This is a genomic window from Kitasatospora sp. NPDC058115 (assembly GCF_042884635.1).
GTDB lineage: Bacteria > Actinomycetota > Actinomycetes > Streptomycetales > Streptomycetaceae > Kitasatospora.
Window position 1 is genome coordinate 1 of the sequence record NZ_JBHVTL010000016.1, and the last position, 21871, is coordinate 21871.

Sequence of the window (21871 nt, forward strand, 5' to 3'; positions counted from 1 at the left end):
GTATAAGAGACAGCCACCGAGCCGATCGGCACGTCGGTGCCCGCCCCGAGACGGGTGAGCAGGGCGGCGAGCGCCGCGTGCAGGGTCATGAACATCGTCACCCGGTGCTCGCGTGCCAACCGGACGAGGTCGCGGTGGAGTTCGGCGCCGAGCGGCAGCACGACGCGCTCGCCGCGGTGGCCGCTGTCGGCGCGCCGGGGGCGGTCGACGGGCAGCGCGAGCTCCTCCGGCAGGCCGGCCAGGGTCTCGCGCCAGTAGGCGAGTTGGCGCGCGGCCGGGCTCTGCGGGTCGGCCTCGTCGCCGAGCAGCTCGCGCTGCCAGAGCGCGTAGTCGGCGTACTGGACGGGCAGCGGGCGCCAGTCGGGCGCGGTGCCGTCGCGGCGGGCGGCGCAGGCGGTGGCGAGGTCGCGCAGCAGCGGGTCCATCGACCAGCCGTCACCGGCGATGTGGTGCAGCACCAGGACCAGCAGCCGGTCGTCGGTGCCGTCGCCCGCCGGGAGGAGGTGGGCGCGGATCGGCAGGTCGGCGGCGAGGTCGAAGGGGATCTCCGCGCAGGCGGTGACCGCCTGCGCCGGGTCGGCCGGGGCCGTGGTGCGGAGGTCGAGCGGGACCCGGGCCTCGCCGGCCGGGAGGATCCGCTGGTAGGGCTCGCCGTCCTGCTCGGCGATCACCGTGCGCAGGCTCTCGTGGCGGGCGACCAGGTCGTCGAGGGCCGCCGCGAGGACGGCGGGGTCGAGCGGACCGGCGACGCGCAGGGCGAGCGGCAGGTTGTAGAGGGCGCTGGGGCCCTCCATCCGGTCGATCAGCCAGAGCCGGCGCTGGGCGAAGGAGAGCGGCAGCCGCTCGGGGCGCGGTCCCGCGACGAGGGCGGGCCCGCGGCCGGCGCCGCCGTCCAGGCGCTGGGCGAGGCCGGCGACGGTCGGGGCCTCGAAGACGTCCCGGATGCCGAGTTCGGTGCCGAGCACCGAGCGGACCCGGCCGGCCAGCTTCATCGCGAGCAGCGAGTGGCCGCCGAGCGCGAAGAAGTCGTCGTCGACGGAGACCCGGTCGAGGCCGAGGACGTCGGCGAACAGTCCGCAGAGCAGTTCCTCGTGGGCGGTGCGGGCCGCGCGGCCGCCGCCGAAGAGGCCGAAGTCCGGGGCGGGCAGGGCGCGGCGGTCGATCTTGCCGCTGCCGGTCAGCGGTAGCGCGGCGAGCGGGACGACGGCGGCCGGGACCATGTGGCCGGGCAGCGCCTCGGCGGCGAACCGGCGCAGCTCCAGGGCGAGTTCGGAGCTCGGCGGGGCGGCGGTGGCGCAGTGGGCGACCAGCCTGCGGTCCCCGCCGGCGCCCTCGTGCAGGGTGACCACGGCCTGCTGGACGCTCGCGTGGCGGGCCAGCACCTGCTCGATCTCGCCGAGTTCGATCCGGAAGCCGCGCAGCTTGACCTGGTGGTCGGTGCGGCCGAGGTAGTCGAGGCCGCCGTCGTGGGTGCGGCGGACCAGGTCGCCGGTGCGGTACATCCGGGCGCCGGGGGTGAACGGGTCGGCGACGAAGCGCTCGGCGGTCAGCGCGGGGCGGCCGAGGTAGCCGCGGGCCAGGCTGCGGCCCGACAGGTAGAGCTCACCGGGGACCCCGGGCGGGACGGGGGCCAGGTGCTCGTCCAGCACGTAGGCCCGGGTGCCGAGCACGGTCCGGCCCAGGGACGGGCGGTCGGTGGCCGCGAACGGGTGGGTGAGGGTGTCGACGGTGGCCTCGGTGGGGCCGTAGAGGTTGCGGGTCTCGGTGTGCGGGGCCTCGCGCAGCCGGGTCCACAGCGCCCGGCCGACCGCCTCGCCGCCGAGGAGCAGCGCCTTCGGGGCCGCCTCGCCGTCCAGCAGGCCTTCGGCGAGCAGCTGTTCGGCGTAGCTCGGGGTGACGTTGACGACGCCGACGGACTCGCCGTGGACGTACCGGACGAGGGCGGCGGCGTCGCGGCGCAGGTCGTCGCCGACGAGGTGCAGCTCATGGCCGGCGATCATCCAGAGCAGGCCGTCCCAGGAGGCGTCGAAGCAGAGCGAGGCGGTCAGGGCGACGCTCAGCCGGCCGTGGGCGCGCTCGGGCCCGGCGAAGGTCTCGGCGCGGTGGTGGGCCAGCAGCGCGGCGATCGAACCGTGGCCGACGACCACGCCCTTCGGGAGGCCGGTGGAGCCGGAGGTGTAGATGACGTAGGCGGCGTGCGCCGGGTCCAGACGCACCGGCGGGGCCCCGGCGGGCCGGTCGGCCCAGGCCGCGGCGTCGGCGGGCAGCACGGTCAGGCCCTCCAGCACCTCGGGCAGCGGCCAGCCCTCGCCGGTGAGGACCAGGGCGGGCGCGGAGTCGGCGAGCATGTGGGCGGTGCGCTCGCGCGGGTACTCGGCGTCCAGCGGCAGGAAGGCGGCCCCGGCCTTGAGCACGGCCAGCTGGGCGACCACGGTGTCCGCCGAGCGCGGCAGGGCGAGCGCGACCACGCACTCCGGGCCGATGCCGGCCGCCACCAGGCCGTGCGCCAGGCGGTCGGCGCGGGCGTCGAGTTCGGCGTAGCTCAACCGGACGTCCCCGAAGACCAGGGCGGTCGCGTCCGGGGTGCGGGCCGCCTGCGCGGCGAAGGCGGCCGGCAGCAGCGGCACGTCGGCGGGCAACGGGGCTGCGGGGGCGAGGAGTGCGGCGCGCTCGCCCGCGTCCAGCAGGTCGGCGCGGCCGATCGGGCGGTCGGGGTCGGCCACCACGGCCGCGAGCAGGCGCCCGAAGCGGGCGGCGATCGACTCCGCGGTCCGCCGGTCGAACAGGTCGGTCGCGTAGTCGAGCGCGCAGTCCAGGCCGGCGGGCGAACCGTCGGGGCCGAAGAACTCCTCCAGCGTGACGTTGAGGTCGAACTTGGCGACGCCGGTGTCCGAGGGCAGCGCCTCGACGGCCAGGCCGGGCAGCTCCAGCACGCCTTCACCGGCGGACTGGAGGACCAGCGCGACCTGGAACAGCGGGTGGCGGGCCAGCGAGCGGGCCGGGTTGAGCTCCTCGACCAGCCGCTCGAACGGCACGTCCTGGTGGGCGTAGGCGCCGAGGCCGGTCTCCCGGGCGCGGCCCAGGAGTTCGGCGAAGCTCGGGTCGCCGGAGGTGTCGGTGCGCAGGACGAGGGTGTTGACGAAGAAGCCGACCAGGTCGTCCAGCGCCTCGTCGGAGCGGCCGGCGACCACCGAGCCGATCGGCACGTCGGTGCCCGCGCCGAGGCGGGTGAGCAGGGCGGCGAGCGCGGCCTGCAGGGTCATGAAGAGGGTGACCCGGTGCTCGCGGGAGAGCGCGACGAGTGCGCGGTGCAGCCCGGCGTCGATCGGCAGGGCGACGCGCTCGCCGCGGTGGTCGGCGCGGGCGCCGCGCGGACGGTCCGCGGGCAGCGCGATCTCCTCCGGAAGGTCGGCCAGGGTCTCGCGCCAGTAGGCGAGTTGGCGGGCGAGCAGGCTCTGCGGGTCGGCCTCGTCGCCGAGCAGCTCGCGCTGCCAGAGCGCGTAGTCGGCGTACTGGACGGCGAGCGGTTCGAAGAGCGGCCGCTCGCCGCCGAGGCGCAGGGTGTAGGCCTCGGCGAGGTCGCGCAGCAGCGGACCCATCGACCAGCCGTCGCCGACGATGTGGTGCAGGGCGACCACCAGCACGTGCTCGTCCTCGGCGACCCGGAGCAGGGTGGCCCGCACGGGCGGCTCGGCGGCCAGGTCGAACGGGCGGCGGGCGGCGCGGTCCACCTCGGCATCGACGGACTCCGGCGCGCAGTCGAGGAGTTCGACCGCAACGGCGGCGTCGGCGAGGATCCGCTGGTAGGGCTCGCCGTCGTGCTCGGCGATGACGGTGCGCAGGCTCTCGTGCCGGGCCGCCAGGTCGCCGAGCGCGGCGGTGAGCGCGGCGCGGTCGAGTTCGCCGGTGAGCCGCAGCGCGAGCGGCATGTTGTAGAGGGCGCCGGGGCCCTCCATCCGGTCGATCAGCCAGAGCCGCTGCTGGGCGAAGGAGAGCGGCAGCCGCTCGGGGCGCGCCGCGGCGGTGAGCGCGGGCCGGACCTCGGCGCCGTCCAGGCGCTCGGCCAGGCCCGCGACGGTCGGGGCCTCGAAGACGTCCCGGATGCCGAGTTCGGCGCCGAGCACCGAGCGGACCCGGCTGAGCAGCTTGGTGGCGAGCAGCGAGTGGCCGCCGAGGGCGAAGAAGTCGTCGTCGATCGAGACGGCGCCCTCCAGGCCGAGGACCTCGGCGAACAGGCCGCAGAGGATCTCCTCGCGGGCCGTGCGGGCGGCCCGGCCCCCCGCGCTCGCGGTGAAGTCGGGGGCGGGCAGGGCGGCCCGGTCGAGCTTGCCGTTGACGTTGAGCGGCAGCGCCTCCAGGGTGACGAAGGCCGCCGGGACCATGTAGTCGGGCAGCGCGGCGGCGGCGTGGGCGCGCAGCTCCGCCGGGTCGGCGCCGGTGGCGAGGTAGGCGACCAGCCGGGTGCCGGCGGTGCCGTCCCGGTCCGGCAGCACGGCGGCCTGCCGCACCTGCGGGTGGCCGGCCAGGACGGCCTCGATCTCGCCGAGTTCGATCCGGAAGCCGCGCACCTTGACCTGGTGGTCGGTGCGGCCGAGGAACTCCACCGAGCCGTCGGCGCGGCGCCGGGCGAGGTCGCCGGTGCGGTACATCCGGGCGCCCTCGTCGTACGGGTCGGCGACGAAGCGCTCGGCGGTCAGCGCCGGGCGGCCGAGGTAGCCGCGGGCCAGCCCCGCGCCGCTCAGGTAGAGCTCGCCGGGCACGCCGACGGGCACCGGGCGCAGCCGCGCGTCGAGCAGGTGGGCGCGCAGGTTGGACAGCGGACGCCCGATCACCGGGCGGGTGACGGTGGCGTCGAGGCGGTGGTGCAGGGCGTCGACGGTGCACTCGGTCGGCCCGTAGATGTTGAACACGAGGGTGTCGGGGGCGGCGGACAGGGTGGTCCACAGCTGCTGGCCGCAGGCCTCGCCGCCGATCATCAGCACGGCGGGCGGGCAGGTGGTGAGCAGGCCCTCCTCGACCAGCCGTTCGGCCTGGCCGGGGGTGACGTCGAGGACGTCGGCGCCGGTGCGGTCGAGGTGGCGGACGATGGCGGCGGCGTCACGGCGCAGGGTGTCGTCGAGCAGGTGCAGTTCCTGGCCGGCGGTCAGCCAGAGCATCCCTTCGAGGAAGGTGTCGAAGGAGGTCGAGGCGGTCGAGGCGAAGGTGAACCGCCGCCCCGGGTGGGCCTGCCGGGCGAGCGCGAGGGTCGTGTCGCGGTGGAAGGCGTACAGGTTGGCGACGCCGCCGTGGCGGACCACGACCCCCTTGGGGCGGCCGGTGGAGCCGGAGGTGTAGATGACGTAGGCGGCGTGCTCGGGGCCGATCCGCACGGGCGGCTCGTCGGCGGGCCGCCCGGCCCAGGCCCCGGCGTCGGCGGGCAGCACGGTCAGGCCGTCCAGCACCTCGGGCAGCGGCCAGGCGGCGGTGCTCAGCGCGGCGGCCGGGCGGGCGTCGGCCAGCATGTGGGCGAGCCGGTCGCGCGGGTAGTCGGAGTCCAGCGGCAGGTAGGCGGCGCCGGCCTTGAGCACGGCCAGTTGGGCGACGATCGACTCGGCCGAGCGGGGCAGGGCGAGGGCGACCAGCGATTCGGGGCCGATGCCGGCGGCGATCAGGCCGTGGGCGAGCCGGTTGGCGCGGGCGTTCAGCTCGGCGTAGCTCAGCCGCAGCCCGCCGAAGACCAGGGCGGTGGCGTCCGGGGTGGCGGCGGCCTGGGCGGCGAAGGCGGCCGGCAGGAGCACCTCGCCGCCGGGGCGGGCGGTGTCGTGCCAGCGCGCGAGCTGCGCGTGCCCCTGCGCGCCGAGCACGTCCAGGTCGGCGAGCGGGCGGTGCGGCTGCTCGGCGGCCTGGGCGAGCAGGTGGACCAGCGCGGCGGCGAGCCGCTCGGCGGTGGCGCGGTCGAACAGGTCGACGGCGAACTCCAGGCCGCCGGACAGGCCCGCCGGGGCGCCGTCCGGGTGGTGGCGCTCGGCGAGGCTGAGGGTGAGGTCGAAGGCCGTGGTGGGCAGGCCCAGCGGCTCGTGGGCGGCGCGGGTGCCGGGGAAGGCGGGGCCGGCGCCGGCGGTGTTGTCGAAGGCGATCATCACCTGGAACAGCGGGTGCCGGGCGAGGGTGCGGGCCGGGTTCAGCTCCTCGACCAGGCGCTCGAACGGCACATCCTGGTGGGCGTAGGCGGCCAGGTCGGCCTCCCGGACGCGGGCCAGCAGCTCGGCGAAGGTGGGCGTGCCGCTCAGGTCGGTGCGCAGCACCAGGGTGTTGGCGAAGAAGCCGACCAGGTCGTCCAGGGCGGTGTCCAGGCGCCCGGCCAGCGGGGTGCCGATCGGCAGGTCGTCGCCGGCGCCGAAGCGGTGCAGCAGGGCGGCCCAGGCGGCCTGGAGCACCATGAACAGGGTGACGCCGTGCTCGGCGGCCAGCGCGGCGAGCCGGGTGTGCAGGGCGGCGTCGAGGTCCAGCTCGACGACGTCGCCGCGGTGGGTGGGCACGGGCGGGCGCGGGCGGTCCAGCGGCAGCGGCAGCTCGTCGGGCAGTCCGGCCAGGGCCTCGCGCCAGTGGGCGAGCTGGCCGCCGAGCAGCGAGCGCGGGTCGCCGTCCGCGCCGAGCAGCCGGTGCTGCCAGAGGGTGTAGTCGGCGTACTGGACGGGCAGCGGCCGCCAGGACGGTCCGGCGCCGGCGCGGCGGGCGGTGTAGGCCTCGGCGAGGTCGCGGAAGAGCGGGCGCAGTGACCAGCCGTCGCTGGCGATGTGGTGCATCACCAGGGTGAGGACGTGCTCCTCGGGGCCCTCGGGGCGCAGGTAGGCGTGCAGCGGCACGTCCGTCGCCAGGTCGAAGGTGTGGTGGACGAGGTCCTGCGCGGGGCGGTCGGTGACGGTGAGCAGCGGCGCGGGCGGTGCGGCCAGCACCCGCTGGTGGGGCACGCCGTCGAGCTCGGTGAAGACGGTGCGCAGGCTCTCGTGGCGGGCGGCGACGTCACCGAGAGCGGCCTCCAGGGCGGCGGTGTCCAGCGGGCCGGTCAGCCGCAGGGCGAGGGTGACGTTGTAGGTGGCGGCGGGGCCCTCGGCCTTGCCGAGGAACCAGAGGCGGCGCTGGGCGAAGGAGAGCGGCAGGTGCTCGGGGCGCGGCTCCGGGCGCAGGGCGGGGCGGGCCGGGGCGCCGGCGATCCGGGCGGCGAGGGCGGCGACGGTCGGGGCCTGGAAGAGGTCGCCGATGGCGAGTTCGAGGCCGAGCTCGGTGCGCACCCGCCCGACCAGGCGGGTGGCGAGCAGGGAGTGGCCGCCGAGGGCGAAGAAGTCGTCGTCGACGGTGATGCCGTCGAGGCCGAGGATCTCGCCGAACAGCGTGCACAGGGCCTGTTCGCGCTCGTCGCGCGGGGCGCGGCCGGCGGTGTCGGCGGTGAGGTCGGGGGCGGGCAGGGCGCGCCGGTCGACCTTGCCGTTGGCGTTCAGCGGCAGGGCGGGCAGCACCACCACGGCGGAGGGCACCATGTAGCCGGGCAGCGACTCGGCGGCGAACCGCTTGAGCTCGGCGGCGAGGTCGGCGTCGGTCCCGGTGCTGTCCGCCCCGGTGCCGTTCGTCCCGGTGCCGTCCGCCCCGGCGCCGTTCGTCCCGGCGCCGTTCGTTCCGGCGCCGTCGGCGGCGCCTCCGTCGGCGGCGCAGTAGCCGACCAGCCGGGTGTCGCCGGGGCGGTCCTCGCGGGGGACGACGATGACCTGGCGGACGGCGGGGTGGCGGGAGAGCGCGGCCTCGATCTCGCCGAGCTCGATCCGGAAGCCGCGCAGCTTGACCTGGCCGTCGATCCGGCCGAGGAACTCGATGGCGCCGTCGGAGCGGCGGCGCACCAGGTCGCCGGTGCGGTACATCCGGCCGCCCCGGTCGTAGGGGTCGGCGACGAAGCGTTCGGCGGTCAGCGCCGCCCGGCGCCAGTAGCCGCGGGCCAGGCCCGCCCCCGCGACGTACAGCTCGCCGGGCACCCCGGGCGGCACCGGGCGCAGCCGGGCGTCCAGGACGTGGGCGCGCATGTTGTCCAGCGGCAGGCCGATCGGCGCCCGGGCGCCGTCCAGGTCGGCGGGCCGCAGGTGGTGGTGGGTGGCGAAGGTGGTGGCCTCGGTGGGCCCGTAGACGTGGGCGAGCAGCAGGTCCGGGCAGTGGTCCAGGACGCGGCGCATCAGGGTGCCGGACGCGGCCTCGCCGCCGGTGCAGACGGTGCGCAGGGCGCGGAAGGTCTCCGGGGCCTGCTCGGCGACCAGGTCGAACAGGGCCTTGGTGAGGAAGACCGCGGTGACGCCGTGCCGGACGGCGAGGGCGTGCAGGGCGGCGGCGTCCAGGGTGCCGGGCGGGGCGACGACGACGGTGCCGCCGTGCAGCAGCGGCGCCCACAGCTCGTAGGTGGCGGCGTCGAAGGCGTGCGGGGAGTGCAGCAGAATCCGCTCGTGCCGCCCGTCGCGCCAGCGGCGGTCGTCGGCGAGGTCGACGACGTCGCGGTGGCGGACGGCGACGCCCTTGGGGGTGCCGGTGGAGCCGGAGGTGAACATCACGTAGGCCAGCCGGTCCGGGTGGACGGGCAGCGCGGGGTCGTGGCCGGGCCGGTGCGCCTCGTCGCCGGGGCGCACCACCGTGGCGGTGTGCGCGAAGCCGGGCTCGGCGCGGTCGGTGAGCAGGACCGGCGCGGCGGTGTCGGCGAGCAGCGCGGTCATCCGCTCGGGCGGCAGGCTCGCGTGCATCGGCACGTAGCAGCCGCCCGCCTTGAGCACGGCGAGGGTGGCGACCACGAGGTCCACCGAGCGTTCCATCAGCAGGGCGACCGGCGACTCCGGGCCGACGCCCGCGGCGAGCAGGTGGTGGGCGAGCCGGTTGGCGCGGGTGTTGAGCTCGGCGTAGCTGACGGTGCCGCCGTCGTGGGCGAGGGCGACGGCGTCCGGGGTGCGGGCCGCCCGGGCCTCGAACAGGGCGGGCAGCGAGCCGGTGCGCACGGGCGCGGCGGTGGCGTTCCAGTCCTCGGCGAGGCGGGTGCGCTCCTCGGGGGCGAGGATGTCCAGGCTGCCGATCGGTGCCTCCGGGTCGGCCACCGCGGCGGCGAGCAGCCGGCCGAAGCGCTCGAACAGGGCGGTGACGGTGGCGCGGTCCCACAGGTCGGCGGCGTACTCGGCGGAGCCCTCCAGGCCGGCCGGGGCGCCGTCCGGGCCGTGCCGCTCGGTGATGCCGATGTTGAGGTCGAACTTGGCGACCCGCAGGCCGAGCGGCTCGGGCGCCGACTCCAGCCCGGGCAGGCCGAGTTCGCCCTCCTCGTGGTTCTGGAGCACCAGCAGGGTCTGGAACAGCGGGTGGCGGCCGAGCGCGCGGGCCGGGTTGACCTCCTCGACCAGCCGCTCGAACGGCACGTCCTGGTGCGCGAAGGCGTCCAGCTGCGCCTCCCGGACCCGGTCCAGCAGTTCGGCGAAGGACGGGTCGCCGGAGGTGTCGGTGCGCAGCACGAGGGTGTTGACGAAGAAGCCGACCAGGTCGCTCAGCGCCTCGTCGGAGCGGCCGGCCACACCGGTGCCGAGCGGGATGTCGGTCCCGGCGCCGAGCCGGGTGAACAGCGCGGCCAGGCCCGCCTGGAGCACGGCGAACAGGGTGGCGCGGTGGCCGCGGGCGAGGTCGGCCAGCGCGGCGTGCAGGGCGGGCGCGAGGGTGAACGGCACGGCGTCGGCGGCGCCGGTCGGCGCGGGCGGGCGGGGGCGGTCCGCCGGCAGCTCCAGCTCCTCCGGAAGACCGGCCAGCCTCTCGCGCCAGTAAGAAAGTTGACGACTCATCAGGCTGTACGGGTCGGACTCCTCGCCGAGCAGCTCGCGCTGCCACAGGGCGTAGTCGGCGTACTGCACCGGCAGCGGCTCCCACTGCGGCTCGCCGTCCGAGAGCCGGGCGGAGTAGGCGGCGGCGAGGTCGCGCAGCAGCGGACCGAGCGACCAGCCGTCACCGGCGATGTGGTGGAGCACCACCAGCAGCACGTGTTCGGGGGTGCGTCCGGGGGTGCCTTCGGGGATGTCTTCGGGGGTGCTTCCTTCGGTCGGGGTGAGCGAGAAGACCGTGACCCGGATGGGGAGTTCGTTGCTCAGGTCGAAGGCGTGGGCGGCTTCCGCGTCCCGCAGGGCCGGGTAGCCGGCCGGTGCGCACTCCACCGTCGCGAAGGCGATCGACGCCTCCGCCGACGGCAGGATGTGCTGCACCGGCACGCCCTCCCCGTCCACCGGGAACACCGTGCGCAGGGCCTCGTGCCGGGCGACCACGTCCGCCGTCGCGGCACGCAGCGCGGCGGTGTCGAGCGGGCCGCGCAGGCGGACCGCGAACGGCAGGTTGTAGAGCGCGGTCGGCCCTTCGATCTGGTCGATCAGCCACAGACGCTGTTGTGCGTACGAAACCGGGATCACGGTGCTTCCTCTGCTCACGTCACGGGCGGGTGGGGGGCGCCGTCACGCGGCGACGGCGGTGGTCGGCAGGACCGAGGGGCGGCAGTCGAGGACGTCGACCGGGCGGCCCATCGCGACGGCGATCTTCCGGTCGCCGCGGTACGGGTCGCGGCCGTGCGCGCAGAGCACGTTGTCGACCAGCATCACGTCGCCCGCCTGCCAGGTCTCCCGGACGGTGGCGGCCTCGTAGGCGGCGTTCAGCGCCTCGACGTCCTCGCGGGTGAGCGGCTCGCCGTCGCCGAAGCCGGTGTTGAACGGCAGGCCGTCCGGGCCGAACTCCTCGACCATGGCCTCCCGGATGTCCGGGTCGAGCGACCACTCGCTCCAGAACGCCAGGTGGTTGAACCAGGCCTCCTCGCCGGTGTGCGGGTGGTGGATGGTGGCCGGGCGCAGCTGGCTGGTGCGCAGGTTGCCGTCCGCCGTCCACTCCCAGGAGATGCCGTTCTCCCGGCAGTAGCGCTCGACCTCGGCGCGGTCCTCGGTGGCGAAGGCGGTCCGCCAGCCCAGCGAGACGTAGTCGGAGTAGCTGCGGTTCAGGGTCCAGCCGGAGGTCCGGCCGCGCTCGGCGAGGTGCGCCGGCAGGGCGGCGAGGACCTTGCGGACGTCCGCCGTCGGGGTGGCGCCGCCCTCCTCCGGGGCGATCAGGCAGGCGAACAGCAGCCGGCCGGGGAAGGTCAGCGTGTAGCTGTTCTCGTTGTGCATCCGGATCGGCTGCGCGGGCGGCAGGTCGGTCGAGGAGAAGACGCCGTTGCCGAAGTCGCTGCGCGGGGTGGCCTTCTCCCGGTACGGGGTGGGCTCGGGGATCAGGACGTCGCGCACGGCGGCGACGTCCTCGGTGGCGGCGACCGGCAGGCCGCGCAGGAAGATCGTGCCGTGTCGGTGCAGCGCGGCGGTCAGCTCGGCCTCGTGCGCGCGCAGCCAGGCGCAGCCCTCGGCGAGGTCGGCGCCGGCCGGCACGTGGGCGAGGGCCGGGCGGCCGGGGTTCAGTTCCCAGGTGACCATGGCGGCGCTCACCGGCGGTCGAGGCCGGCGACCAGCGAGGCCGGGCGGATGTCGGTCCAGTTGGCCTCGATCCACTCCAGGCACTCCTGGCGGGGGGCCTCGCCGTGGACGGTGGTCCAGCCGGCCGGCACGTCGATCCAGACCGGCCAGAGCGAGTGCTGGTTCTCGTCGTTGACCAGGACGAGGTAGCCGGCGTTGTCGTCCTCGAACGGGTTGCTCACGGTGGTCTCCTCGGTGAGGTGGTGGTCGTGGTGCGGTGATTCGAAGGTAGGGGCGCGCCGGGTCCGGAAGCGGCACGAGGCCCGGCAGGAGAGCGGCAGTTCCGGGACTGCCGTCCTCCTGCGCGGGCCTCGTCGCAGGGGTGTACCGGGGGTCGGGCGGGGGTCGGCGGGCGGGGGGGTCGGTCGGGCGGGGGTCGGGCGGGGTGCTCCTGCTCCTCAGCGCGGGGTGAGCCGGACCGGGAAGCGGTCCAGGCCGAAGTTGATGATCGAGCGGTTGAACTCCGCCGGGCCGGCCGGCTCGATCGACGACGCCTTCTCCAGCGCCGCCGTGAACAGCGCGCTCAGCTCGGTCTTCGCCAGCGGCGCGCCGATGCAGTAGTGGGCGCCCAGCCCGAGCGCCAGGTGCTTGTTGGGCGAGCGGTCGAGGCGGATCTCCTCGGGCGCCTCGAAGGCCTCCGGGTCCCGGTTCGCCGACCACACCCACACCGCGACCCGGTCGCCCCGGCGGATCTGCCGCCCGGCCAGCTCGATGTCCCGGGTGGCGGTGCGCAGCGTGTGCAGCCCGACGGAGGTCCAGCGCAGCAGCTCGTCCACCGCCGAGTCCATCGACACCTCGCCGCGCTGCAACTGCCGCCACAGGTCGGGACGGTTGACCAGGGTGTGCAGCCCCATCGCGGCGGTGTGGCGGACCGTCTGGACGCCGCCGACCACGATGTTGTCCAGGTTGAGCACGACGTCCTCGACCGGCAGCAGCCGGCCGTTCACCTTGTAGGTGGCCATCATCGAGATGAGGTCGTCGCGCGGGTCGCTGCGGCGCAGCATCACCTGGTGCAGCAGGTAGGGGATCAACTGCTGGTGCCCGGCCCGGCGTTCCTCCGGGGTGGCGCCGAGGAACGCCACGTCGCAGACCCGGACCACCATGTCGCGGTCCTTCTCCGGGACGTCCAGCAGGTCGCACATGACGGCCAGCGGCAGCGCGGAGACCACGTCGACGAGGTCCGCCTCGCCCTGCTCGACGGCCCGGTCGAAGAGCTCGGCGGCCCGGTCGGCGATCGAGCGGGAGGCGCCGCGCACTCCGCCCTTGGAGAAGAACGGATTGGCGGGGGCCCGCAGTTCACGGTGCCGGGGCGGGTCGGTGAGGGCCATCATCCGGCCCGAGCCGACCGGGACGTTGCCGACACCGGCACCCAGCAGCGAGCCGGACTCCGAGCTGAACACGGCCGCGTTGCGCAGCACGTCGGCCGACTCCCGGTAGGTCATCACCGACCAGATCGGCCCGTCGTCGACGGTGTCGGTGCGGTGGACGGGCGCCTGGGCGCGCAGTTCGGCGACCAGCTCCGGGGTGTCGGGGCGGGCCCACAGCGCGGGGTCGGTGAGGTCGACGGAGGTGGTGGTCACCATGACGGCTGCTCCTTGGTGGTGGGGAGGGTGCTCAGGAGGGTGCTCAGGAGGTCGACCGGGCCGGGCCGGTCGACGGTGGCGAGCAGGTGCCCGCCGGGCAGGACGCGGTGGCCGAAGGCGCCCCGGGTGTGGGCGGCCCAGCCGGTGAGGTCGGTGGTGGCGAGCATCGGGTCGTCGGCGCCGGCCAGCGCGTACAGCGCGGAGCCGATCGGGGCATGCGGCCGGTACCGGTAGGTGGCGCTGACCGCGAGGTCGGTGCGGATGCCGCCGAGGGCCAGCTCGACCAGCTCCGGATCGGCCCGGACCAGTTCCTCCAGGCCGGTCAGGCGCAGGAGTTCGGCGGCGTCGAGGTCCTTGGACTCGCGTTCGGTCCACTCGGCGGGGCAGGGCGCCCCGGCCACCACCACCAGCTCGGGCCGGCGGTCGGCGGGCAGCGCCCGGGCCACCTCGTAGGCGAGCAGGGCGCCGAAGCTCTGCCCGTAGAAGGCGGCCCGGTGGCCGGGGCCGAGGTGCGGGGCGAGGGCCCCGGCGACCGCCTCGACCAGGTCGGCGAAGCCGGCGGGCATCGGGTCCCGGCTGCGGCCGCCACGTGCCGGCGGGCGCAGCGCCCACACCTCGGCGGCGGGGGCGAGGTGCCGCGCCAGCGGGGTGAAGGCGGTGGCGTCCCCACCGGCGTGCGGGAAGCAGAACAGCCTGACGGGGGCGGCGGGCCGGGGCGCGGGGAGGAGGAACCAGTCCCCCTCGGTGCGGGGCCGGGTGGCCGGAACGGCCGGGGCCGGGCGCGGCCGGGCGGCGGAGGCGAGGGACCGGGCCGCACCGGGCTGCACGGCACCGACCACTGGACGGGGCCGAGGAGTGATCGGCGGCCGAGCGGACGCGGCAGCGAGCGACCGAACGTCGGCCCCATCGCCCGGGACGGCGGCCGAAGCAACCGGCTGCCCCGAGCCAGGTTGTCCACCACCACCCACTGGACGCGGCCGAGGAGTGATCGGCGGCCGAGCAGACGCGGCAGCGAGCGACCGAACGTCGGCCCCATCGACCGGGACGGCTGCCGAAGCCACCGGCTGCACGCCGCCACCCACCGGACGGGGCCGAGGAGTTACCGTCGACCGGACCTCGGCTCCAGCACCCGGGACAGCGGCTGAAGCAACCGGCTGCCGGGCGCCGGGCTGCGCGCCGTCGGATGCCACCGGGACGACCGGTCCCGGTACCGTGTCGGCGGCCGCCAGGCGTTCGGGCCGTGCGACGGAGCCGTGCTCGCCCACGCCGACTTGTCCGGTGGCCGGCCTGACCGGCCGCCGAGCCCCGAGTCGTGGGCCATCGGCTGCCCCAGCCATGGCTGTCGGGTGCTTTGCCGCATCACCCGGTGCCGTGGCGTCGATGATCGGCCGGGAGCGGGGAGTGATCGCCGGACCGGTGGAGGCAAGGGCCCCGGGCTCAGCGGCATCGGCGGGAACCGAGGTCCCGGCCGCCGAGAGGTCCGCGACCACCTGCGCACCGACGACCGCCACGGAAGCGGCCTCTCCCCCGACCGGGCCGGCCATCAGCCGCGCGGAAGAACCACACTCAGCCACGCCGGGCGGCACCGGCTGCCGGGCCCCGAACAGCTGGCCACCAGCAGTCACAGGGCGATCCGCCACCGGACCAACCGGCCACGAGCGCGCACCGTGTTCGGCCGTCTCGGGCGTCACCGGCTGCCGGGCAGTCACAGGGCCATCCGCAATCAAGCGAACCGGCCGAGAGCTGAGGGTGATCGCTGGGCGGGCGGAGGCAAGGGCCCCGGGCTCAGCGGGATCGGCCGGAACCGAGGTCCCGGTCGCCGAGAGGTCCGCGACCATCTGCGCACCGACGACCGCCACGGAAGCGGCCTCTCCCCCGACCGGGCCGGCCATCAGCCGCGCGGAAGAACCACACTCAGCCACCGCGGCCCGGCCAGCCCCCAAGGTCACCGGCGGCCGAGCGCCGGACGGCGAGCCACCAACAACCACAGAACCGTCCGCCAGCGCGGCCTGGACCGCCACGGGCGACACCGGCTGCCCGGCCCCGAACTGCGGACCGCCAACAGTCACAGAACCGTCCGCCAGCGCAGCGGGGTCCGCATCGGGCGACACTGGCTGCCCGGCCCCGAAGTGCAAGCCACCAGCAACCACAGGACCGTCCGAAAGCGCGGCCTGGTCCGCATCGGGCGACACCGGCTGCCCAGCCCCGAACTGCGAGCCACCAGCAGTCACAGGGGCCACCGCCACCACAGCGAGGTCCACTGCAGGCGACACCAGCCGCCCAGCCCCAGACTGCGAGCCACCAGCAGCCACAGGGGCCACCGCCACCGCAGCGAGGTCCGCCGCAGGCGGCACCGGCTGCCGGGTGCCGGGGTGTGGGTGGGGGGTGGTGCTCATCGGACGGCCGGGCGGCGGGGCGCGAGGGTGGGGCGGGCGGTGGCCGGGGCGGTGGTGGCGGCGCGCTGGACGGCCTCGGTGAAGGCGGCGAGGTCGGCGGCGTCCAGCAGGTGGCGCAGCTGGAGCTCGACGTTGAGCTTGCGGCGCAGCAGGTGGACCACCCGCAGGGCGGCGAGGGAGTGGCCGCCGAGGGTGAGGAAGTCGTCGGTGGGCAGCACCTCGGGGACGCCGAGCACGGTGCGCCACACCTCGGCGACCTGCTCCGCCACTCCCCCGCCGGCGGCCTCCGGCGCCGCCGGGGCGGCCGGGGCGGGCAGGGCGCGGTGGTCGACCTTGCCGTTCGGGGTGAGCGGCAGGGCGTCCAGGACAGTCACGGTGGCCGGCACCAGGTGGGCGGGCAGGGTGCGGCGCAGGGCGGCGACCAGGGCGGCGGGGTCGGCGGAGGCGCCGGTGACGTAGGCGGCGAGGCGGGTGTCCCCGGGTGCGGGCTCGTGCACGGTGACGGCGGCGGCGCCGACGCCGTCCAGGGCCGCGACAGCGTGCTCGACCTCGCCGAGTTCGACGCGGAAGCCGCGCAGCTTGACCTGGCGGTCCACCCGCCCGACGTACTCCAGCAGGCCGTCGGCGGAGCGGCGGGCCTGGTCGCCGGTGCGGTACATCCGGGCGCCCGGCTCCTGGGCGAACGGGTCGGCGACGAACCGGCCGGCGGTCAGGCCCGGCTGCCCGGCGTAGCCGTGGGCCAGGCCGGGTCCGCCGAGGTACAGCTCGCCGACCGCGCCGGGCTCGGTGACCGGCACCAGCCGCTCGTCCAGCAGGTGGGCGCGGACGCCGGGCAGCGGCGCGCCGAGGTGCGGGCCGGGGCCGGTGATCCGGGCGGCGATCGCGTCGACGGTGCACTCGGTGGGCCCGTAGAGGTTGAACGCCTCGACGCCGCCGTCGGCCAGCTCGCGCCAGGTGCGCCCGGGGACGGGCTCGCCGCCCATGAACAGGCGCGGGACGCGTGCGCCGCCGCCGAGCAGCGGCTCGCGCAGCAGCTGCCAGTGGGACGGGGTCAGGTCGAGGTCGGTGACGGCGTGCTCGTCGAGCAGGGCGGCCAGGGCGGCCGGGTCGGCGCGCCGGGCGTCGTCGACGACCACGAGGGTGTCGCCGCGGCAGATCCGGGCCCACTGCTGGACGGAGGCGTCGAAGGAGACGCTGGCGTTCCAGGCGACGACGGACGGCCCGGGGCGGTAGGCGCCGATGCCCTCCAGACCGGCGACGAGGTCGGCGACGGCGCCGTGCGGCACCTCGACGCCCTTGGGGCGGCCGGTGGAGCCGGAGGTGTAGATGACGTAGGCGGGGTCCAGCGGGTGCGGGGCGTCGGGGTCGGCCGGGCCGGGAGCGGCGGGCGCGGCGGCGTCCGGGCGCAGCACCGCGACACCGGCCGGGACGGGCGGCGCCGCCTGCGCGCTGACCACCGCGGTCAGCCGGGCGTCGGCGGCCATGAAGGCGATCCGCTCGGCCGGGTAGGCGGGGTCCAGCGGGACGTAGGCGGCGCCGGCCCGCCAGACGGCGAGCAGCGCGACCGGCAGGTCGAGGGTGCGGGCGAGGTGGACGCCGACCCGGTCGCCGCGCCGGACGCCGGAGGCGCGCAGGGCGGCGGCCAGGGCGGCGGTGCGGCGCTCCAGGGCGGCGAAGTCGAGGCTGCCGTCGGCGGCGTGCACGGCGGGCCGGCCGGGATGGGCGGCGACGGCGGTGCGCAGCCGGGACAGCAGGTCGGTGGCGACGGCGGGGGTGGACGGGGCGACGGTGACCGGCTCCGCGAAGGTGGTCATGGCGGGGGTGCTCCTCACTGGGCTGAGCTGACGGGTGGGGTGGGGTGGGCGGTGCTGCCCGGAGTCGGGGTCAGACGTCGGAGGCCAGGCGGGCCAGGGCCGCCGCGTAGGCGTCCATGAACTCCTCCGCCGTGGCGTCGTCGACCAGCGCCCGCTGGTGGTCCACGGCGAGCAGCACCCGCTGGGTGACCGGGTCCTGGATCAGCGAGGCGCCGAAGGTGAAGCTGTTCGGCTCGTGCCGGTAGGTGGGTTCGGTGCCGATCCGGCCGTCCTCGATGCGGGCCGAGCTGAGCCGGCCGAGGGCGTGGAAGCGCAGGTAGCCGAACTGGCTGTCGAGCGCGGTGTCGGCCATCATCCGGGCCAGCCGGGCGAACGGCACCCGGCGGTGCGGCATCATGTCCAGCTCCTCGCGGTGCACGTGCCGCACCAGCGCCGCCAGGTCCTCCCCGGGTTCGGCGACCAGCGGGACGGTGTTGAGGAAGAGCCCGTAGACCTCGGTGCCGCCGAGCCGTTCGAGCCGGCCGTTCATCGCCAGTCCGGTGGTGACCCGGCGGCGCCCGGTGATGCGGGCGAGGGCGTGCAGGTGGGCGGCGAGCGCGACGGACTTGACCGGGACGCCGAGCGCGTCGGCGACGGCCCGCAGCTGCCCGGGCGCGTCCGGCAGCACCCGTTCGACGGTGCGCGGCAGCTCGTGGACGTCCTCGCTGCCCGGCCAGAGCTGGCCGGTGGCGCCGTCGAGCCGCCGGTGCCAGTAGGCGAGCGAGTCCCGGTCCGCGGCGGCGGCCCGTTCGACGGCCACGAAGTCGCGGAAGGCGGTGCGCGGCGGCGGGGCGGGCGCGGAGACCGGGTCGGCGGCGAGTGCGGCGTGCCGTTCGAGGATCTCGGTGAGCAGGGAGGTGAAGCTCCAGCCGTCGAGGATCGCGTGGTGTTCGGAGATGGTGAGCTGGAAGGCGTCGGCGGCCAGGCGCTGGACGGTGATCCGGAACAGCGGGGGCGCGGTGAGGTCGAACGGCCGGTCGCGGTGGTGCTCGAAGACGGCCCGGATCGCGGCGTCCTGCTCCTGCTCGCTGCGCCCGCGCAGGTCGGCGAACTCGACCGGGGCGGGCAGCGTGCCGTGCACCAGCTGGAGCGGTTCGCCGTAGCCGGAGAGGTCGAGGCCGGTGCGCAGCACGGCGTGCCGGGCCATCGCCTCGTTGACGGAGCGGCGCAGCGCGGTCTCGTCGAGCTCGCCGCCGAAGCGGTAGGAGTTGACGTTGTGGTAGCTGTCGGTGCCGCCGGCGACCTCCATGTGGAAGACCATCGAGAGCTGCATGGAGACCATCGGGTAGGCGTCGACGATCCCGGGCGGCAGCTCGGCCCGGTCGTCCTCGTCGATCAGCGCGAACGGCCGGCCGGCGTCGGGGTCGGCCTCGACGGGCCGGGCCAGCGGCAGCAGGGCCGCGACGGTGGGCGCGTTGAAGACGTCCCGCAGGGAGAGCTGCCAGCCCCGGTCGTGCAGGGCGCCGGCCAGCTGGACGGCGCGGATGGAGTCGCCGCCGAGGTGGAAGAAGTCGTCGTGGACGCCGATCCCGGGCACCCCGAGCACCTCGGTCCACACGGCGGCGAACAGTTCCTCCTCGGGGGTGCGCGGCTCGGCGTGCCGCCCGGTCCGTTCGGGGGCGGCGCGCCCGGGGGCGGGCAGTGCGGCGCGGTCGACCTTGCCGTTGACGGTGAGCGGCAGGGCGTCCAGCACGGTGACGCTCGCCGGGACCATGTAGGCGGGCAGCGAGCGGCCGAGGAAGCCGCGCAGGTCCTCGGGGGCGCGGCCGGTGACGTAGGCGGCGAGCCGGTCCTCGTGCACGGTGACCACGCAGGCGTCGACGTCCGGGTGGGCGGCGACGGCGTTCTCGATCTCGCCGAGCTCGATCCGGAAGCCGCGCAGCTTGACCTGGAAGTCGGCGCGCCCGACGTACTCCAGGCCGCCGTCCGGCAGCCGCCTGGCGACGTCGCCGGTGCGGTAGAGGCGGGCGCCGGGCGGTCCGGCGGGGTCGGCGACGAAGCGGCCGGCGGTGAGGCCGGGGCGGCCCCAGTAGCCGTGGGCGAGGCTGCCGCCGCCGATGTAGAGCTCGCCGGGGACGCCGGGCGGGCAGGGGCGCAGCCAGTCGTCCAGGACGGCCGCGGTGAGGTGGGCCATGGGCTCGCCGATGAGGCTGCGTTCGAAGCCGGCGCCGCCCTCGGCGACGTCGTGGACGGTGACGTGGACGGTGGTCTCGGTGATGCCGTAGAGGTTGCAGAGCCGGGCGGGCGGCAGCGGGTCGAGCTCGTGCCAGCGCTGGACGACGCCCGGGTCCAGGGCCTCGCCGCCGAGCATGATCCAGCGCAGCGCGGGCAGCGCCCGGGGGCGGCGGCGCAGGGCCGGTTCGAGCTGGCGCAGCGCGGAGGGGGTGAGGCACAGGTGGGTGACGTCCTGCTCGTCGAGGAGCGCGGCGAACTCCTCGGGCGAGCGGCTGGTCAGGTACGGCACGACGAGCAGGCGGGCGCCGTGCAGCAGCGCGCCCCACAGTTCCCAGACGGTCCAGTCGAAGGCGTAGCTGTGGAAGAGCGTCCAGGTGGTGTCGGGGCCGAAGCCGAAGTGCTCGCGGCCGGAGTCGAGCAGCCGGGTGACGTGCTCGTGGGCGACGGCGACGCCCTTGGGGCGGCCGGTGGAGCCCGAGGTGAAGATCAGGTAGGCGAGGTCGCCGGGGTTGCCGGCGGCGGGCGGGCGGGTGTCGGGGCGGGCGGCGATCTCGGCGGCCCGGGCGGTGAGGTCGAGGGTCTGCCAGGGGCCGTCGGGGGCGCGGTCGGGGCGGTCGGTGAGGACGGCGGTGACGGCGGTGTCGCCGAAGACCAGGGCGGCCCGGTCGGCGGGGGCGGCGAGGTCGACCGGCACATAGGCGGCGCCGGTCTTGAGGACGGCGAGGACGGCGACCGGGACGGCGACGGTGCGTTCCAGCAGCAGGCCGACCCGGTCGCCGGGGCGCACCCCGTGGGCGCGCAGGGTGTGGGCCAACCGGTTGGCACGGCGGTCGAGTTCGGCGTAGTCGAGGCGCTCCCGCCCGTCGTCGACGGCCGGCCGGCCGCCGTGCGCGTCGGCGGCCCGCTCGAAGAGGTGGTGCAGGCAGTGGCCCTCGTCGAGCCGGGCGGGGCGGGGACGCTGCCCGGCCGCGGGGGCGGCGGTGAGCCGGAGCACGGTGGCGTCCGGGTCGGCGAGGGCGGCGTCCAGCAGGGTCGCGTAGTCGGCGGCGAGACGGCGGACGGTGGCGGCGTCGAAGAGGTCGGTGCTGTACTCGGCCTCGCCGCGCAGGGCGTCCGGCCCCTCGCCGGCGGGCTCGAAGACGGACCAGGTGAGGTCGAACTTGCTGGTGCCGTTGGAGCGGACGGTGCGCCGGCCGGTGGCCGCGCCGAGGGCGAGCGGGGTGTCGTCCTCGCCGTGGGCGCCGAACACCACCTGGACCAGCGGCGGGTGCTGCGGGGTGCGGGCGGTGCCGAGGTGGTCGACCAGCTGGTCGAACGGCACGTCGAGGTAGCCGAAGGCGTCGAAGGCGCCGTCCTGGAGGTCGGCGACCAGCCCGCGGAAGGTCGCGCCCGGGGCGAGCTTGATCCGCAGCGGCAGGAGGTTGACGAAGTAGCCGAGCAGATCGGCGAGTTCGGGCCGGTTGCGGGTGGTGACCGGGGTGCCGACGAGCAGGTCGTCGGCGCCGGTCCAGCGGTTCAGCAGCAGGGCGAAGGCGGCGAGCTGCACGGTGAAGGGGGTGGCGCCCTCCTGTTCGGCGAGGGCCCGGACCCGGGCGGCGGTGCCGGGGGCGAGGCCGAAGTGCTCGGTGGCGCCGCGTTCGCTCCGCTCGGCGGGGCGCGGGCGGTCGGCGGGCAGGTCGAGCAGGGCGGGCGCGCCGTCGAGGCGGTCCTTCCAGTAGGCGAGGTGCTCCTCGTAGGAGGTGAGCCGCTCCTCCTCGGCCCAGTCGGCGTACCCGGTGGCGAGGACCGGCAGGTCCGGGGTCCGCTGTGCGGCGAACGCCCGGTAGTGCTCGGCGAGTTCGCGCTCGAAGAGTTCGGCGGACCAGCCGTCCCAGATGATGTGGTGGACGACGAACAGCAGGGTGGTGCGCTCGTCGGCGAGCCGGAACGCCTCGGCGCGCAGCAGCGGGCCGGTGGCGAGGTCGAACGGCTCGGCGGCCCGTTCGGCGATCAACTCCTCGGACCGGTCGGCGCGTTCGGCCTCGGGAAGGGCCCGCAGGTCGGTGACGGCCAGCGGCACGGCGAGGGTGTCGTGGACGTGCTGGCGGGGGCCGTCGGGATGCAGGGCGAAGGTGGTGCGCAGGGCCTCCTGGCGGGCGGTGACGGCGTCCAGGGCGCGGGCCAGCAGGCCGAGGTCGAGCGGGCCGGTGACCTCGTAGGTCCAGGGGGTGGTGTAGGTGATGCTCCTCGGGTCCAGGTGGTCGAGGAACCAGAGGCCGCGCTGGAGGCCGGACACGGGTGCGGTGCGGGCCCGGGCGGCGGCCCGGGCGTCGTCGGACGGGCGCACGGCCTCGTTCCCTTCGGTG

7 protein-coding genes are annotated in these 21871 nt (G+C 76.1%); all 7 read right to left on the minus strand.

Going from position 1 to position 21871, the window contains the following annotated elements; all coding sequences use genetic code 11:
- Positions 1-10439, minus strand: a 10439-nt coding sequence (locus ACFVVL_RS18410) for an amino acid adenylation domain-containing protein (RefSeq protein WP_387676357.1), incomplete at its 3' end; no start/stop codon positions are given.
- A 42-nt stretch (positions 10440-10481) separates the two neighbouring features.
- Positions 10482-11480 carry a TauD/TfdA family dioxygenase gene (locus tag ACFVVL_RS18415; RefSeq protein WP_380287553.1) on the minus strand — a complete coding sequence of 333 codons (999 nt, stop codon included), beginning with the start codon at positions 11478-11480 and terminating at the stop codon, positions 10482-10484.
- Between the two features lie 8 nt (positions 11481-11488).
- Positions 11489-11701 carry an MbtH family protein gene (locus ACFVVL_RS18420; protein ID WP_030311462.1) on the minus strand — a complete coding sequence of 71 codons (213 nt, stop codon included), beginning with the start codon at positions 11699-11701 and terminating at the stop codon, positions 11489-11491.
- Positions 11702-11917: 216 nt separating this feature from the next.
- Complete coding sequence (locus ACFVVL_RS18425; protein WP_380287552.1) at positions 11918-13102, minus strand: cytochrome P450; 1185 nt, start codon at positions 13100-13102, stop codon at positions 11918-11920.
- Positions 13096-13929: a thioesterase II family protein gene (locus tag ACFVVL_RS18430; protein ID WP_387676362.1), complete on the minus strand. Its 834-nt coding sequence runs from the start codon at positions 13927-13929 to the stop codon at positions 13096-13098. The genes ACFVVL_RS18425 and ACFVVL_RS18430 overlap by 7 nt, the downstream gene beginning before the upstream one ends.
- A 1565-nt stretch (positions 13930-15494) precedes the next feature.
- Complete coding sequence (locus ACFVVL_RS18435) at positions 15495-17312, minus strand: non-ribosomal peptide synthetase (protein WP_387676365.1); 1818 nt, start codon at positions 17310-17312, stop codon at positions 15495-15497.
- Positions 17313-17382: 70 nt separating this feature from the next.
- Positions 17383-21852 (minus strand): amino acid adenylation domain-containing protein, encoded by a 4470-nt coding sequence (locus ACFVVL_RS18440; RefSeq protein WP_387676368.1) that lies wholly within the window; start codon positions 21850-21852, stop codon positions 17383-17385.
- Positions 21853-21871: the final 19 nt, after the last annotated feature.

Coding starts and splice junctions, on each gene's coding strand:
- ACFVVL_RS18435 (WP_387676365.1), bottom strand. CDS start 17,312: ATGACCACCTTCGCGGAGCCGGTCACCGTCGCCCCGTCCACCCCCGCC.
- ACFVVL_RS18425 (WP_380287552.1), bottom strand. CDS start 13,102: ATGGTGACCACCACCTCCGTCGACCTCACCGACCCCGCGCTGTGGGCC.
- ACFVVL_RS18415 (WP_380287553.1), bottom strand. CDS start 11,480: ATGGTCACCTGGGAACTGAACCCCGGCCGCCCGGCCCTCGCCCACGTG.